Annotated in this window: 19 protein-coding genes and 1 pseudogene; 7 read left to right on the top strand and 13 right to left on the bottom strand. The window is 58.3% G+C overall.

The window, feature by feature from the left end; all coding sequences use genetic code 11:
- The first annotated feature begins 1 nt into the window (after position 1).
- Entirely contained in the window at positions 2–256 is a 255-nt protein-coding gene (locus tag QF039_RS12920) for a hypothetical protein (RefSeq protein ID WP_058821826.1), read from the top strand.
- On the opposite strand, the gene QF039_RS12915 is transcribed toward QF039_RS12920, so the two are convergent.
- Entirely contained in the window at positions 242–2,545 is a 2,304-nt protein-coding gene (locus QF039_RS12915; RefSeq protein WP_307518626.1) for an FdhF/YdeP family oxidoreductase, read from the bottom strand. The two genes, QF039_RS12920 and QF039_RS12915, sit on opposite strands and share 15 nt — an antisense overlap.
- 178 nt (positions 2,546–2,723) lie before the next feature.
- Between QF039_RS12915 and QF039_RS12910 the strand changes: the two genes are divergently transcribed.
- Both QF039_RS12910 and QF039_RS12905 read left to right on the top strand, forming a co-directional pair.
- Positions 2,724–3,650 (top strand): NADP-dependent oxidoreductase, encoded by a 927-nt coding sequence (locus QF039_RS12910; RefSeq protein WP_307518624.1) that lies wholly within the window; start codon positions 2,724–2,726, stop codon positions 3,648–3,650.
- Between the two features lie 9 nt (positions 3,651–3,659).
- Positions 3,660–3,839 (top strand): hypothetical protein, encoded by a 180-nt coding sequence (locus tag QF039_RS12905; protein ID WP_058821823.1) that lies wholly within the window; start codon positions 3,660–3,662, stop codon positions 3,837–3,839.
- Positions 3,840–3,883: 44 nt separating this feature from the next.
- On the opposite strand, the gene QF039_RS12900 is transcribed toward QF039_RS12905, so the two are convergent.
- From QF039_RS12900 to QF039_RS12870, 7 genes are all read right to left on the bottom strand, one after another.
- The gene (locus QF039_RS12900) at positions 3,884–4,123 is read right to left on the bottom strand and encodes a hypothetical protein (RefSeq protein WP_307419015.1); all 240 of its coding nucleotides are present in this window, start codon (positions 4,121–4,123) and stop codon (positions 3,884–3,886) included.
- Positions 4,120–4,377: a DUF6555 family protein gene (locus QF039_RS12895; protein WP_307518622.1), complete on the bottom strand. Its 258-nt coding sequence runs from the start codon at positions 4,375–4,377 to the stop codon at positions 4,120–4,122. Before QF039_RS12895 ends, QF039_RS12900 begins: the two co-directional genes overlap by 4 nt.
- A gap of 99 nt (positions 4,378–4,476) precedes the next feature.
- Positions 4,477–4,758 carry a hypothetical protein gene (locus QF039_RS12890; RefSeq protein WP_307518620.1) on the bottom strand — a complete coding sequence of 94 codons (282 nt, stop codon included), beginning with the start codon at positions 4,756–4,758 and terminating at the stop codon, positions 4,477–4,479.
- A 27-nt stretch (positions 4,759–4,785) separates the two neighbouring features.
- Positions 4,786–6,099, bottom strand: coding sequence for an SDR family oxidoreductase (locus QF039_RS12885; protein ID WP_307518617.1), 1,314 nt, complete (start codon positions 6,097–6,099; stop codon positions 4,786–4,788).
- A gap of 81 nt (positions 6,100–6,180) precedes the next feature.
- The gene (locus QF039_RS12880) at positions 6,181–6,939 is read right to left on the bottom strand and encodes an OBAP family protein (protein WP_307518615.1); all 759 of its coding nucleotides are present in this window, start codon (positions 6,937–6,939) and stop codon (positions 6,181–6,183) included.
- Between the two features lie 71 nt (positions 6,940–7,010).
- Positions 7,011–7,553 carry a cupin domain-containing protein gene (locus QF039_RS12875; protein WP_307518613.1) on the bottom strand — a complete coding sequence of 181 codons (543 nt, stop codon included), beginning with the start codon at positions 7,551–7,553 and terminating at the stop codon, positions 7,011–7,013.
- 28 nt (positions 7,554–7,581) lie between these two features.
- Positions 7,582–8,037 carry a hypothetical protein gene (locus QF039_RS12870; protein WP_307518611.1) on the bottom strand — a complete coding sequence of 152 codons (456 nt, stop codon included), beginning with the start codon at positions 8,035–8,037 and terminating at the stop codon, positions 7,582–7,584.
- Positions 8,038–8,279: 242 nt separating this feature from the next.
- On the opposite strand from QF039_RS12870, the gene QF039_RS12865 reads away from it, so the two are divergent.
- Entirely contained in the window at positions 8,280–8,522 is a 243-nt protein-coding gene (locus QF039_RS12865) for a hypothetical protein (protein WP_058821816.1), read from the top strand.
- A gap of 9 nt (positions 8,523–8,531) precedes the next feature.
- Here the strand turns inward: QF039_RS12865 and QF039_RS12860 are convergent, their stop codons facing one another.
- Both QF039_RS12860 and QF039_RS12855 read right to left on the bottom strand, forming a co-directional pair.
- Positions 8,532–8,810: a hypothetical protein gene (locus tag QF039_RS12860; protein ID WP_307518609.1), complete on the bottom strand. Its 279-nt coding sequence runs from the start codon at positions 8,808–8,810 to the stop codon at positions 8,532–8,534.
- Positions 8,811–8,827: 17 nt separating this feature from the next.
- Positions 8,828–9,082: a hypothetical protein gene (locus QF039_RS12855; protein WP_307518607.1), complete on the bottom strand. Its 255-nt coding sequence runs from the start codon at positions 9,080–9,082 to the stop codon at positions 8,828–8,830.
- 246 nt (positions 9,083–9,328) lie between these two features.
- Between QF039_RS12855 and QF039_RS12850 the strand changes: the two genes are divergently transcribed.
- Positions 9,329–9,577 carry a hypothetical protein gene (locus QF039_RS12850; RefSeq protein WP_058821813.1) on the top strand — a complete coding sequence of 83 codons (249 nt, stop codon included), beginning with the start codon at positions 9,329–9,331 and terminating at the stop codon, positions 9,575–9,577.
- A 6-nt stretch (positions 9,578–9,583) separates the two neighbouring features.
- On the opposite strand, the gene QF039_RS12845 is transcribed toward QF039_RS12850, so the two are convergent.
- Positions 9,584–9,820, bottom strand: a complete 237-nt coding sequence (locus tag QF039_RS12845) for a hypothetical protein (RefSeq protein ID WP_307518603.1) — start codon at positions 9,818–9,820, stop codon at positions 9,584–9,586.
- 198 nt (positions 9,821–10,018) lie between these two features.
- On the opposite strand from QF039_RS12845, the gene QF039_RS12840 reads away from it, so the two are divergent.
- Both QF039_RS12840 and QF039_RS12835 read left to right on the top strand, forming a co-directional pair.
- Positions 10,019–11,158, top strand: a complete 1,140-nt coding sequence (locus QF039_RS12840; protein ID WP_307518601.1) for a glutathione-independent formaldehyde dehydrogenase — start codon at positions 10,019–10,021, stop codon at positions 11,156–11,158.
- A 670-nt stretch (positions 11,159–11,828) separates the two neighbouring features.
- Entirely contained in the window at positions 11,829–12,206 is a 378-nt protein-coding gene (locus tag QF039_RS12835) for a Rho termination factor N-terminal domain-containing protein (RefSeq protein WP_307518599.1), read from the top strand.
- A gap of 1,208 nt (positions 12,207–13,414) precedes the next feature.
- Here the strand turns inward: QF039_RS12835 and QF039_RS12830 are convergent.
- Positions 13,415–13,585, bottom strand: coding sequence for a DUF1289 domain-containing protein (locus tag QF039_RS12830; protein ID WP_307518597.1), 171 nt, complete (start codon positions 13,583–13,585; stop codon positions 13,415–13,417).
- 2 nt (positions 13,586–13,587) lie between these two features.
- Positions 13,588–13,945, bottom strand: a pseudogene (locus tag QF039_RS12825) (hypothetical protein).
- Positions 13,946–13,951: the final 6 nt, after the last annotated feature.

Here is a 13,951-nt window from a genome sequence, read left to right as displayed (position 1 = left end):
GATGAGTAAGACGGGCGCACTGAAGGTCTACGCCGGGTTGCTGCTACTGTTGGCGCTGCAATTGCTGTGTGCAACGTTCTGGCCCCGGCAGGGCGGCGTGATCATGCTCGCCGCCGGTGCGCAGTTCCTGCTGTTGTTGCTGTTCTACCTGGGGCTGTACCGCCACCGAGGTTGGGCGCGCCTGTTTGGCTGGGTGTACCTGCTGTGGCTGCTGCTGATGGCGGTGTTTATCCTCGGTGAATCAGCCACCCGCTGAACTCAGGCGCACCGGCACCGACTTGGCCGCCGGCACTTTACTGCGTTCGGCGTGGTGCCAGAGCGGCACCAGCGGGTTGCATTCCGGGTAGTAGGCGGCGGCGCAGCCTTCGGGAATGTCGTAGGCAATGATTTCAAATGGGCCGACCTGACGCTTTACCTCCGGTTCGATGGCGGTGGTCAACAGCACCCGCTCGCCGACCTTGAAGCCCAGGCGCACGATGTCGTTGCAATGCATAAAAATCACTTCGCGCGTGCCACTGACCCCGCGAAAACGGTCGTCATACCCGTAGATGGTGGTGTTGAACTGGTCATTGCTGCGCAGCGTCATCAGTTGCAGCACGTCGCGCGCGGGTTCGGCGAGGTTGACGTCATCGTCTTCGGCCAGCGTCACGGGGGTGACGAACTGCGCCTTGCCCGTCGGGGTCTGCCATTCGCGTTGCGCCGCGGCGATCGGCCGGTGGAAACCGCCGGGTTCGGCCATGCGGGTTTCCATGTCATGAAAAATCTGCGGATAGATCGTGCCGATGGCGGTTCTGACCGTCGAGTAATCATCGCTCCAGGCTTGCCAGTCGATACGGTTGTCGGGCGCCAAGGCGGCCATCGCCAGGCCGGCGACGATGCTGGCTTCGGCGCGCACGTGCGGCCCCACCGGTTCGGCGCTGCCGTGCCAGCCGTGGATGCAACCGGTGCTGTCCTCGGTGGTGTAGGTTTGCGCCACGCCGTTTTGCCGGTCAATTTCTATGCGCCCCAGGCACGGCAGCAGCCACATGTTTCGGGCAGGCAGCAGGTGGGTGCGATTGAGTTTGGTGGCGACTTGCACATTCAGTTCCAGCCCTTGCCACGCCGGTTCCATGCGCGAGGTGTCAGGTATCGCCCGCAGGAAGTTGCCGCCCAGCCCGATGAACCCGCGCACGTGCCCCGACAGAATGCCTTCGCAGGCGTCCACGGTGCACAGGCCCTTGTGCGCCGGGACCTTGAAGCCGAAGTGCTGCTCGATCAGGTCTGCCGGGACTTTTTTCGGGTCTTCGGTGATGCCCACGGTGCGCTGGCCCTGCACATTGGAATGGCCGCGCACCGGGCAGATGCCGGCGCCGGGTTTGCCGATATTGCCGCGCATCAGCATCAGGTTCACCAGCATCTGCACATTCGCCACCCCGTGGCGGTGCTGGGTCAGGCCCATGCCGTAGACGAACATCACCCGTTGGCTGCTGGCGTACACCGTGGCGGCGGCTTCGAGTGCCCCGCGCGTGAGCCCGCTTTTGTGCTCCAGTTGCGCCCACGTGCAGTCACGCACGTAGGTGGTGAACGCCTCGAAACCTTCGGTGTGGGTGGTGATGAAATCGTAGTCGAGCACGGCCGGTGTGCCGCGTTCAGTAGCGCAGTCATCCATTTCCAACAGCGCCTTGGCGATGCCGGTGATGGCGGCCGTGTCCCCGCCAATCGCCACCTGATGGTACTGGGTGCTGATCAGGGTCGACTCGGGCGTGAGCATTTCGCTGGGCGATTGCGGGTTGACGAAGCGCTCCAGCCCGCGCTCGCGCAAAGGGTTGAAGGTGATGATCGGCACGTCGCGGCGGCGCACGTCCTGCAATTGATGCAGCATGCGCGGGCTGTTGCTGCCGACGTTCTGGCCAAAGAAAACCAGGCAGTCGGTGTGCTCGAAGTCGTCCAGGGTCACCGTGCCGACCGGTACGCCGATGCTTTCCTGCAAGCCGACGGAGGTGCTCTCGTGACACATGTTGGAACTGTCGGGCAGGTTGTTGGTGCCGTAGGCCCGAGCGAACAACTGGTACATGAACGAGGTTTCCAGCGAGGCGCGCCCGGAGGCATAAAACACCACGCTGTCGGGCTCCATCGTCTGGAGCTGCGCGCCAATTGCCTGATAGGCCTCGTCCCACGACGTCTCACGGTAGCGGTCGCTCTGCGGGTCGTAGCGCAGCGGATGGGTCAGGCGGCCCTGTTGTTCAAGCGCATAGTCGGGCCAGTCGCGCAATTCGCTGAGGGTGTGCTCGGCAAAAAACGCCGGGGCGGTCTTCAGCGACGTCAGTTCCCAAGCGGTGGCCTTGGCGCCGTTCTCGCAGAACTCCAACGCATGCGGGCGGCCGGGTTTGGCCCAGGCGCAGCTGACGCAGGCGAACCCGTCGGGCTTGTTTTGCTTGAGCAGCGCAACGGGCGCCTTGGTCAGCGCCTGTTCGCGCCAGAGGATCTGCATCACCGATTTAGCCGAGCCCCAACCTCCGCTCGCGTGGGTGTAGGGCTGGAAATGGGTCTTGGGATGAATGAGCATCGTGGCACTCCCGGGCGCTGGCTGGATAACCTTGGGACGGGCCGTCAGGGCAAAGGTTCGAGCGGAATGCCGGACGGGAGGTGCCGTTTGTCTGCGCTGTGCAACACCGAGTGAACCCATGGCCGCCGAGCGTCCTCCACACCCCTGTGTGCTCTGAAAAGACGAAGAGGTAAGTGGCATGAAAGCGATCAGGATTGAGCAATTTGGCGGCCCCGAGGTCATGCACGTACGCGAGGTCGAGGTGCCGGAACCCAAGGCGGGTGAGGTGCTGGTCAAGAATGTCTTTGTGGGTATCAACCCCGTGGACTACAAGATTCGCGAGGGTCAGTACCCGGAGGTCAAGCAGGACAAGTTGCCGCTGACGTTGGGCCGGGAAGTCGCTGGCGTGGTCGACAAGGTCGGTCAAGGCGTCAGTGATTTCAAGCCGGGCGACCGCGTGTTTGCCATGATCGGTGCCGACGGCGGTTATGCCGAGTACTCGCGGGTGCCTGCCGAGCATCTGGCGCGGGTCCCTGAAGGCCTCGATTGGCCGTCCGCTGCCGGCGTGCCGCTGGCCGGGCACACTGCCTGGCAGGCTTTGGTCGAGCACGGCCAGATCGAGCAGGGGCAGAAGGTGCTGATCCATGGAGGCACGGGTGGCGTCGGCCATTTCGCGGTGCAATTTGCCAAGGTAAAGGGCGCCGAAGTCTACGCCACCGCCTCCACTGACAGCCTGCCGTTCCTGCGAGAGCTGGGCGTCGACCGCGCCATTGATTACAAGACCGAACGGTTCGAGGACATCTGCAAGGACTTTGACTTGGTCATCGATTTGATCGGCGGCGACACCCAGGCGCGTTCATGGCAGGTGCTCGGCGAGGGCGGGCGATTGGTCTCGACCCTGACCATGCCCGATGCGCACCATCCCCAGGCGGCAGGCAAGACCGGCACGCGATTCACCGCCGACCCGCGCGGTGAGGAACTGACCGAAATCGCCGGGCTGATCGCGGCGGGCAATGTGCAAGTGTATGTGGCCAAGACCTTTAAATTGGAGGAAGCCAAGCAGGCGCTGGACTTCCTTGCCAACGGACACGTGCACGGCAAAGTTGTATTGCACGTCAGCGATTGAGGAGGCGGTATGAGCGAGCATTCAAAACCGGGCCCAGGCACGCATGCCGGGCAGAAAGTGCGCCCTGAAACGGCCAAGCGAAACGACAAATCGGAAAATCCGAATGTCGACCGCCCCTGGGAAGCCGAGACCGAGCAGGGCGGCGTTGCCCCTGGCGGGCCTTCAAAAGATCCTGAGTCAGGGGCTTGATAGAGCGCTCACGTGCCAGCCCTGTGTTCAACAGGGCTGGCCGTTCATTTGCGCTTCGCGCGGTTGATGCGCATCCACTCTCGATACGCGGCGGTACGTTGCGCGTCCGCGACCTTCTTGGCCTCGGTAAAGCGCGCCCAGGTGGCCGCATCACCGCTGTAGCGCTCGATGATTTCATAGGCGCGTGCGTCCAGCCGATCGGCCTCGAAGAACATCTCGGTGTTCTGTGCTATTTCGTCATCCCAGGCCTGCCTGGAGCTGTAGTTGAGTAGTCGACTGGTCATTGTGTAAGTCCTTCTGTCCACTGGATCTGTTCCGCGCCGCTCCATCGCACATGGGTGATGCCATATTTCTCAGCCATTGGTTTAGAGACGCGTTTGAGTTTTTGTTGGCCAAATTTCGGTATGACTGCCACGCCTGCATCGCAACTGGCCCAATGCCATGCCTCGCCGTTATCCATCCGTGTCGTTCGCACGATGAACGACTTCGGTTCACCGTGAAGTTCGTAGTTGATCCTGAATAAATCGTTGTGTTTCATGAGGCCCTCCCTATGCTCATGAACTACAGATATTTGACGTCAAAAAAAATTCAAAATAATTGTCCTACAATTCGATAAGCGACACGGGCCGCAGGGCCCTCAATCGTCCACCGTAAATGTCACCCACCCCGGTCCGTCATTTCGCCGTTCGATTCCGGCTATTACGCCGCTGACCGAAGTGCCGTCGGGCAAATTGATGGTGACGAAGTTGGGATTGCCGGGCCAATCGAGCGGGGTCTCGAAGCTCAGGCGCGCGAGTGTGGGTTTGCCGCTGCTGGTCAGATGGATCGAGACGGACGCATTCAGACATTCGTCCGATTGTGTTCCCAAATGCCGCGAGGCGGTGATGATGCTGGCGTTACCTTGGTAGTCGTAAGACATGTTGGTTACCTCTTCGGGTGGACGCGGTCAGGGGCGACGTTGAGGGTCCGATTGATAGCGGCGCGCAACGGCAACACCTCCCAGCAATAGCGCGGCGCCGACGGCAACGAGCAGATACGGTGCAGGTTTGCTGTTTTGCCGCCAGCCGCCCTCGACTCGGCGCTGCCCCGTTGACGGCGTAAACAGATTGCCTGAGGACGTGTCGGCCTGCGGGCTGCGACCGAGCGCGAAGCGCGTCAGCCAGCCCGACATGTGGGCAAAGCCTGGGACCAGGAAGTGAGCCACCCTCGCAGCGGTGGCGGCGGCGCCCACGGTGATGCTGTTGCGCGGCTGAAGGGCGCAGGCAACCATGGCGTCGGCCACCAGGTGCGGGTCATAAACCGGTGAGGGGGGCTTCAGCGCGTGGCCGGTGAAGTTACCGCCATCTCGAAAGCCTGGCGTGTCCATCACGGCCGGGTAAATGTCACACACGTGAATGTTCGGCAGGCCGGTCAGCTCGGCGCGCAATGCTTCACTCAGGCCGCGCAGGCCGTATTTGCTCGCCGAATACGCGACGGCATACGGCTGGGCAACCCAACTCCCGAGTGACAGCGTGTTGATCAGGATGCCGGCCTTCTGCGCCTTGAAATAAGGCCACGCCACATAGGCGCCACGCAGGTAACCGAGCAAGTCTGTCTGCAACACCTGTTCGTGGGCTTCCAAGGGCGTGTCTTCGAAGCTCCCCACGGCACCCACGCCGGCATTGTTGATCCATATGTCGATACGGCCGTGGCCGAACGCTGCGGCTTCCGCTGCCAAGGACCTCATCGGGTCGGATTGGGTAACGTCGGTCTGGACGGCAATCGCCTCGGCGCCGCGCAGGGCACATTCCTCGACGACTTCGGCCAGCGCGGTAGCGTCCCGGGCCGCAAGTACCAAGCGTGCGCCTTGCTTGGCGAAGGCATGCGCGGCCGCGCGCCCGATTCCGCTGGACGCACCAGTGATTACCACCGTTTTGCCGTGCAGTTGGCCGCTGACGGGACGGGCGACGGAGGCGCGCTCGGGCTGTGCGTTTGGCACATGCACTTGCGCGGCTTCCAGCTCGAGGCGGGCGCCATCATTCAATACCAGGGTCAGGTTTTCGATGATGCCCGCCACCCGGTCTGGGAAAACCGGCTCGCCCATGGCATCCAGCTCGTCGTACAAGAATTTCTGGCCCTCCAGCCACCCGACGGCCGTCATCAATTCCGGGCCCAGGTAGTACTTTCCATCAAGGAAGAACCCGCCGAAGTTGTGGGTTCGCTCCAGGTTGTGCACGACATAGCGTTCGCCGGGCCTCATTCCGGTGCCTGAATCGATCATGATGACATCCTCCATTCACGTGTGTTTGGGTAGAGAAGGCGGCGCAAATGATCGTTCAATCGAAATGACCGACAGGCACTGTCAATGGGCGTGCGGCGTTGCGGTCGGGTCGACGATTTGAATGATTTCACCCTGACGCCACGCATCGGCACCTGGTGCAATCGGCGGCGCAGCGATGTCTGCGCGCGCCTGCTTTTTCTGGCTGCTGTCGATACCCATCCGTTGGTCCCGCTCAGCGACCATGTGCGCATCCGCCTGCCCGTCGGCGGTGAACCCCATCATCAACTGAGGCACGCCCAACGGCAGGCGTTTGTCGAGGTCGGTATGCCAGGTGTGCCAGGTCTTGCCGTAGGTGTGCACCAGCTTTTCCATCAGCGCATGCTCGGCCACCGCCGGGATGCCTGGCGCCACCAGTTGCCCCGATTTCACCTCGTGCACATGGCTGTGCCACAACGCTTTCTCCGGCGTGGGCAGGCTGTTGAACAGTTGCTCGCTGATGATGTACTCCACGCCCATCAGCTTGGCGTCTTTGCGGTTGCCGTCATAGATCACGCACTGGATCACCTCTTCGTTGAGGATTGCGCAGTAGTGATGGGCTTCCACTTGCATCTCGGGGTGGCCGTTGTAGAAATGGAAACCATCCAGGTAAGCATTCAGTGCGTCGATTGGCGGGCGCGACTGCAACAGCGCGGCGCCGGCCTCCAGCGTCTGTGTGCCGGGGGTTTCAGGCTGGCCGGGTGCTTCGACGTTTGAGGGTGAAGTGTTGCCCGTGCAGGCGGTGAGCAGGGCCAGGGATGCCGTCAAAGAAAGTGATGGGGCGGTTCGGCGGGTTCGGGTCATCGTAGGTTCCATCCTTTTGCGCGTGTTCACGCTGAAAATTAAAGCAAGGGCTGACCGTGCACAGCGCACCGTCAGACGTGCGTGGTGGGGCGGCTGACCCATAAGCGGCGATACGTCCCGTGGTCTCTCTCCACAGGGCCTTGATCAGGAAACGGCAGCTGCTTGATGCTCGCCAGCTGCGCCTGCGTGGGCGCTCCGCGGCAGATATCCGCGTGCTGGCCTGGCGGGTAAGCGCCTACCACCAGGAAGTCATCGCTGGCCCCGATATTACGGTGACCGGTTCCGGCGGGCAGCAGCAGGACATCGCCCGCGCGCACCTCCAGAACCTGCCCGTCGGGGCCGCCCAGCATCAGTTGGGCGTGGCCTGTCGCAACACCCAGCACTTCATGGCCCTCGGTATGGTAGTGGTGATAGTCATAGACCCGGCTGCGCCATTTGGGCGGCCAGCCTTGGGCGCTGAACATTTCCTCAAACCGCGCGGCCAGGTCGCCGAGCTGTGGGGACAGTACTAGGGCGTAATGCAGCACAGGCAGGTCCGGGTTATTAGGAACCGGGTCATTGGGCTCGAGCATGAGCGACGTTGATGCCGGTGAATCAGCCTGTAAAACGTTCATGTAGACACTCCGATTGCACGTGTTGGGTTTATTGGGCCGCCTGCCACGTCCACTGGCCGCCGTCTTTTTCACAGTCGACTTTCGCTTGCTTGAGATCCTGCGCGGCGTAGTGGTACGTCACCATCCGGGCGTTGTCGGGCAGCATGGCACCTGCGTGATCAGGGGCTTTGGACGTAGCGTGAGGGTTGGCGAGCGCCTCCTGAGTCAACGTGGCCTTGCAACTGGCAGCAAAGTCGCCGGGGCACTGTGCAACCCTGGTTTTCTGTGTGGCCAGCATGTCTTTGTTTTCATTGCTGCATGACCAATCGATGGCGTCGGCGGGCACGCCTTCGTAGGCATAACAGGTGTGCTGTTCCACCATCGGGACCTGGTCAATTTGAGAACGCGTGACCACATCACAGCCAGCGGCCAGGGCCGTCGAAGAGGCGAAGCAGAGCATTAAAGCCATCGGGCCTGCCAGCGCAGCGACAGGTGAAGTGTTCATCGGTCATTCCTCGCAAGTAAGACGATTATCCGGCCTGCTGGCGCTTCACGATGCTGCACTTGAGCCGGTCCCTACACAGTGGGAGGCGTTGAGCGCGGGGAAAGTTTGAACAATCTGCACACGCTTCGACGAATGGCATTCGCCGTGTTTCATCAAGGCTCGGCGGGCAGATTGAGTTTGAACATCGAGAACGCTGCACGCTCTCAAATACACACCGGCAGTTTCACTGGAGGATGAAAAATATGAGCCAGGCACCTGAACGTCCAGAGCTTAAGGCCTGGTACCAATTGTTGAATGACGAGGGCTACCGCTTCGATTCGCCGGATGCGTACCACCGCAGCCTGCTGGACGCGGCGCAGGCATTGCTCAGCGGTGGCGTCATCGACTGGGACCAATGCGAGAGTTTGAAACAGCAGGCCGATTCGGCGCATGCCGAAGCGCTGCAACATGCCGTGGCGCGACAACTGCGCGATCCATCGGCGTAAGCCCCCCAGTTAGGGCTGGGTTTCAACCGCTACCAGCAATTCACCAGTGGGCAATGGCTGTGCGTCCTTGATGAGACCGTGGCAGGCAACGCCGTCGAACGCGAAGGTAATCGTGTGGGCATGCTGCAAGCGCGATGGCCATGGCGGGTTGAGCTGCAGCCGCCAGCCAGATGGCGTGCGAGCCACCTGTGCTGCGCATTCGCAGGAGAGCGCATTCACGCCGAAGAGCGTGTCTTGAAGGTAATCGATCTTGATGAGTTGCAGGCTTGTTTCAGAATGTTCAGGCATGAAAAGCCTCGCTTTTTTTACCCCGTGGATGACAGTCGGGAAGACTGCCGGGAAATCACCATTTCTTCCAAAATTTCACGGATGAGCCTGCTAAAACCTGGCTCTTCGTGATACTGGGCACGTTTGATGTTGGCGATGGTGAATTGGTCGGCACCCTGTACCAATACGGTTACCGACAGGTTGCCATCAGGGTTGACTGCGCATTTCACCCTACAATGAGGCAGGCGCGCCGAAAGCGCTATGTCAATCTCCGCTTTGGTTAGCGTGTCCATGTAGTTACCGTGCTGGAAGACTTTTACACAATAAGGCTAGTTCAGAATACGTTTACGTAAATACTGGCATGGCCGTAGCACTGGAGCGCGGGGTCGCTCGTCGAGATTTGGTCAAGTCCGACCATCGAGTTACGTGAAACCTCTCACGTTAACGCTTCGCGACTACCTGGCTTCCGTTGTGGCTTCCGGTCCGCACATCGGAAGCCTTCCATGAGTCCAGAAGCCAGCCGCACAGTGGGGTGACCTTTGGATTTGATCGATTGGGTGCAATGGCCCGCCATGGCAGTGACTTTAATCTCGGCTGGGTTTATGGGTTCTCAGCGGCCGCGTCAACGCATGATCGCCTTCTGGGGCTTCATCTTCAGCAATGCGTTATGGGTTGCTTGGGGATGGCATACAAATGCTTTTGGATTGGTCGTGCTCGAGTGCATTCTGCTGGGCATGAACGCCCGCGGGTTTAGGAAAAATCAACGCGCAAGCCAGGCCTCCAGATGATCGCCATTACTGATTTTGAAAATTCTTTTTTAACCCGCGCAGGTTCATCGAACAGAGGCAGATCTGTAGCACGATCAATGCGTAGGCTTCAGCGTGAGCCCCCCAAATAACCCACAGAACATTACTCAAAATAAAACAGAAGAACCCTGCCATTCTTCTTGCGGGGCGTTGAGAGCCGATAAGCCACGCTGCGACCACGGTCACTGCCATGGCTGGCCATTGAACCCAGTCAAGATAACTCAAGACAACTCCTCTAATCTCTTGGCGGTTTAAAGGAGAGAGGCGCCTAAGGGCGAATAATTCAGATTATTGTCGCGTGGCGTGCTGATTAACCGCTCGTCAGACTCGACGCTGATTTCTTGAACATACGATTCGTTCTCTCGGACAGATTAACCATGTGCTGGCGAAAATTCCCTTTCGTCTTGCTTGTGGGAGAACACTATGAAAGCCATCGTTTACAACGGCCCTCGTGACGTCAGTGTGCAAAATGCGCCTGACGCCAAAATCGAAAAACCCACCGACGTTCTGGTTCGAGTGACAGCCACCAATATCTGCGGATCTGATCTGCACATGTATGAGGGTCGCACCTCCTTTGAAACAGGCAGAGTGTTTGGCCATGAGAACTTGGGCGAGGTCATCGAAGTAGGCGCCGGCGTAGATCGGGTCAAGGTTGGAGACCGTGTATGTCTTCCATTCAACATTGGCTGTGGTTTTTGCGAAAACTGTGAAAAAGGCCTCACCGGATTCTGCCTGACGGCTAACCCAGGTAGTGCTGGTGCTGCCTACGGATTCGCTGACATGGGCCCTTATCAGGGCGGACAGGCGGAGCTGCTTCGAGTGCCGTACGCCGATTTCAACTGCCTGGTGTTGCCCGAGGACGCGCAAGAACGTGAAGAAGATTACGTCATGCTGTCGGACATCTTCCCGACTGGCTGGCATGCGACCGAACTGGCAGGCCTGCTTCCCGGAGAAAGCATTGCCATCTACGGCGCCGGCCCAGTTGGTTTGATGGCGGCCCACTCCGCCATGATCAAGGGCACCTCTCAAGTGTTCGTCGTCGATAATCATCCTGACCGTTTAAAGCTCGCTGCTCAAATGGGCGCTACGCCCATCAACTCGCTTGAGAAACAAGCAGTGGATCAAATTTTGAATCTTACCCATGGCAAAGGCACAGATCGCGGTTGTGAGTGTGTTGGTTATCAATGCTGCGACCACCATGGTCATGAGGCCAACCACCTGACGATGAACAACCTTGTCGCCTCAACCAAAGCAACTGGGGGCATCGGTGTCGTTGGTGTGTTCGTGCCGCAAGATCCTGGGGCTAAAAATGAATTGGCCAAGGAGGGCAAGATGGCTTTCGACTTCGGCGCTTTCTGGTTCAAGGGGCAGCAGATTCGAACTGGGCAGGCCAACGTCAAAGTCTACAACCGTCGCTTGGCCGAGCTTATCCATCATGGCCGAGCAAAACCTTCTCAGATCATTTCTCATCGCCTCAGGCTTGCTGAAGGCCCAGATGCCTACAAGCACTTCGACGCACGTGATGATGGCTGGACGAAGGTCGTACTCAGGCCAGCAGCCTAAATCGAACAGCCAATTTCTTGCGAGCCCGCTTCTGACTGGCGCCTTCTCATGAAGATAAACATTAATGCTCTCTGGGATGTGGCGTGTGTTACCCGCGAGTTCTTTCAGCACCGCGGCATTGGTGCAAAAAGCTTGAACGCCCGGGCGTATGCACGCTCTCGCTTGAAGATCGGCTTAATAAAATAGGCTTAGAGGGGTGTGATGATCGCTTTTGAGATCTCGCACCGTATTTGATCCATTCACTACCCGGTAAATGATCATGAAAAAGTTGAGTATGTGCTTGGCGTTATGCAGTGTATTCATGCTGCATGGATGCTTTGACAGCGCCGATAACGCAACGAAAGACAACTCCAGTGGCGCCAAGTCGTCTGTACAGATGCAAGAAGGAAAGGCCGACGAAAGTAGACAGTGATCGATGGCCCGGGCAGTCGTAGACCGCTTGGGCCAACAACCATTTACGATAGTAAAATGGTGATTGAGATGAATTGCCTGATTTCTGTGGGCACTGTCGAGTGCTTGATGTACCGACGCGGAATGGTGTGCCAACTGCGAAAGCGGCTAACCTTGGCGGTGATATTCCGGAACCCATTTATCGGGCGACCTGAACGTGGTCGGATTTGGATACTCTACAAAGGTAGGCACAGTGCTCAATAACTAAGAGGATGCGACCATGCCGCGCGGGGATAAAGATACGTACACCGATAAGCAAAAACGTAAAGCGAAAGCTATCGAAGACAGCTACGAAGCTAAAGGGGTTCCCGAAGATGAAGCAGATCGTCGTGCCTGGGGAACAGTGAATAAACAGTCAGGTGGGGGTGAGCGCAAGGGTGGTTCTGGGCAGAAAACCTCCGAAGCAACCAAGGCTAAGGCTCGAGAGTCATCAGCCCGGCGAGCTGCAGCGACACGGCAAGGTGCCCAGCATTCTCATCAACGATTAGAGGAGATGAGCAAAAATCAGCTGATGGATCGAGCTCGCAAACACCTAATAGCAGGACGTTCGACTATGCGCAAGAGTGAACTGATCGAGGCGCTGACGGCTGTGAGCTAAGGACTTCACTGAAGTAACTACGTGGCATGAACGGTTGCATGGACGCAGGCAGTCCGCTCGGAGTTCTCCTCATCAATAGTCTGCTCGTCTTCAGGTTGGGGGGCATTCGTTTCAAACCACCCAAGTTATTCCCTCAGATGTGCCCCCAATTCAGCAATCCGCTCGAATTGAATGGAGCTCTATGGCTTGTGGAGAGGCAGAAATGATCAGATAAACAACCTATCCGACGACGCCTAAAGATTCTCAGGGGCGCCAAAGAACATTTTGACAGGACTCTAGAGCGGTATTTTCAGGTCTTAAAAACTAAAATATGCCCTTAGTTTTGCGCCATTCGCATCGGGTCTAAGAGTGATTGCAAACGGCTATTTCCAACGGGCCAAAGTCTTGCTGTGCCTGGATCAGTGTATTCCGTTTGGGCTTCGGTGTAGGTTGGAGGTTTCTTCGCATAAACGAGTCTATGGTTGTTTGAGATGAAGGTTTGATCGGCCACTTTCCATAGCTGCCGGCGCCTAATGCCCGTTCTCGAGCATACGCCTGGCGTCGGGCAGCACGCCAATCCGCAAGATGCGCAACCGCTGTGTGCCGGTGAGTCTTGGGGGGATGCTGGGCTTTCAACAATGACGCCAGCATGAGCGGTGAGGTGCACCACACCTACTGTCGGAGCAGGTGGGTTTCGGCCCCCAATGCGATAACTGCATGCGACGCACCGGAATTTGGCAACCTGGGCGGTGCCAAGGAGCTCAACCCCCAAAGTATCGCCGCCTTGGCCCCGTGCATATCTGGCTACCCCATGTATGGGGTGCTAGGGGTCGAGTGTTCGAATCACTCCGTCCTGACCGTATAATTCAAGGGGTTGCGAGATTTTATCTTGCGACCCCTTTTTATTTTTCAGTGTTTTTACCCCTACAAAACGACTGGCTCTTGGTGGAATCTTTACCAATTCTAATATGGGTTTACATCCTGTATTGCGGCTTTCTCGGGTGAACTGGGCAACTTCACCGCCAGCTTTTAGCCATAGGGGAAGGTGCAGTTACTTGGCGTCTGTTTACGTAGTTGCAGCGCACCTGATCCCGTGTTTGCAATCGACCTGACCATTCAATTGCATTGGACTTGAACGCCGATTGCCGGGGGAATTGACTAGTCATAAGTCGAAGCTGAGAGGCTCATGACAAGCCAAGCGGTCATCGAGTAAGCGATTTTCCCTGTGCTTACTTCAGCCCTTTCAAGCGCACATTCGCCCTTTGCACCGCGGCCATTTTTTCAGGCCGCTTCATGCATTTCCACTTTCTGATGTCTTCCTTGCTTCGCCCACAACTCACACACAGATCCCCCCTCAGTTGGCACACCGAGATGCAGGGGTTTTCGATTTCTTTCGCCATCGTCAATAACCTTCAGCCAGACGCTTCTGCCAATCGCCACCATGAATGCGCTGGCATTCTTCCTCAGAGTCAAGGCAGACATTACGATCCGAAAGATTCAGATCGATGCCGGCCTCATTCAACGCGATGCCCGTCAGCATCAAAGATGCGAGCCTTCGCGTCAACCTGGGCGAGCTTTCTGTCAGCCAGGGTTTCGAACACCCAGGTCATCTTCAGGGTTTCAGTCAGCGCGTTCAGGTCAGCAGTGCGGGTGAGCCAGGTAAAGCCTTTGATTTCACCTTTGGCTGTTTCACACGCTTCGGTCAGCGTGGTTATCAACCGGCGTTCGATCCGCGCCAGTTCACGTTTCCCTGGAGGCATTGCAAG

This window comes from Pseudomonas sp. W2I6 (assembly GCF_030815935.1).
Taxonomy (GTDB): domain Bacteria; phylum Pseudomonadota; class Gammaproteobacteria; order Pseudomonadales; family Pseudomonadaceae; genus Aquipseudomonas.
This window is presented reverse-complemented; position numbering and strand designations above follow the sequence as displayed.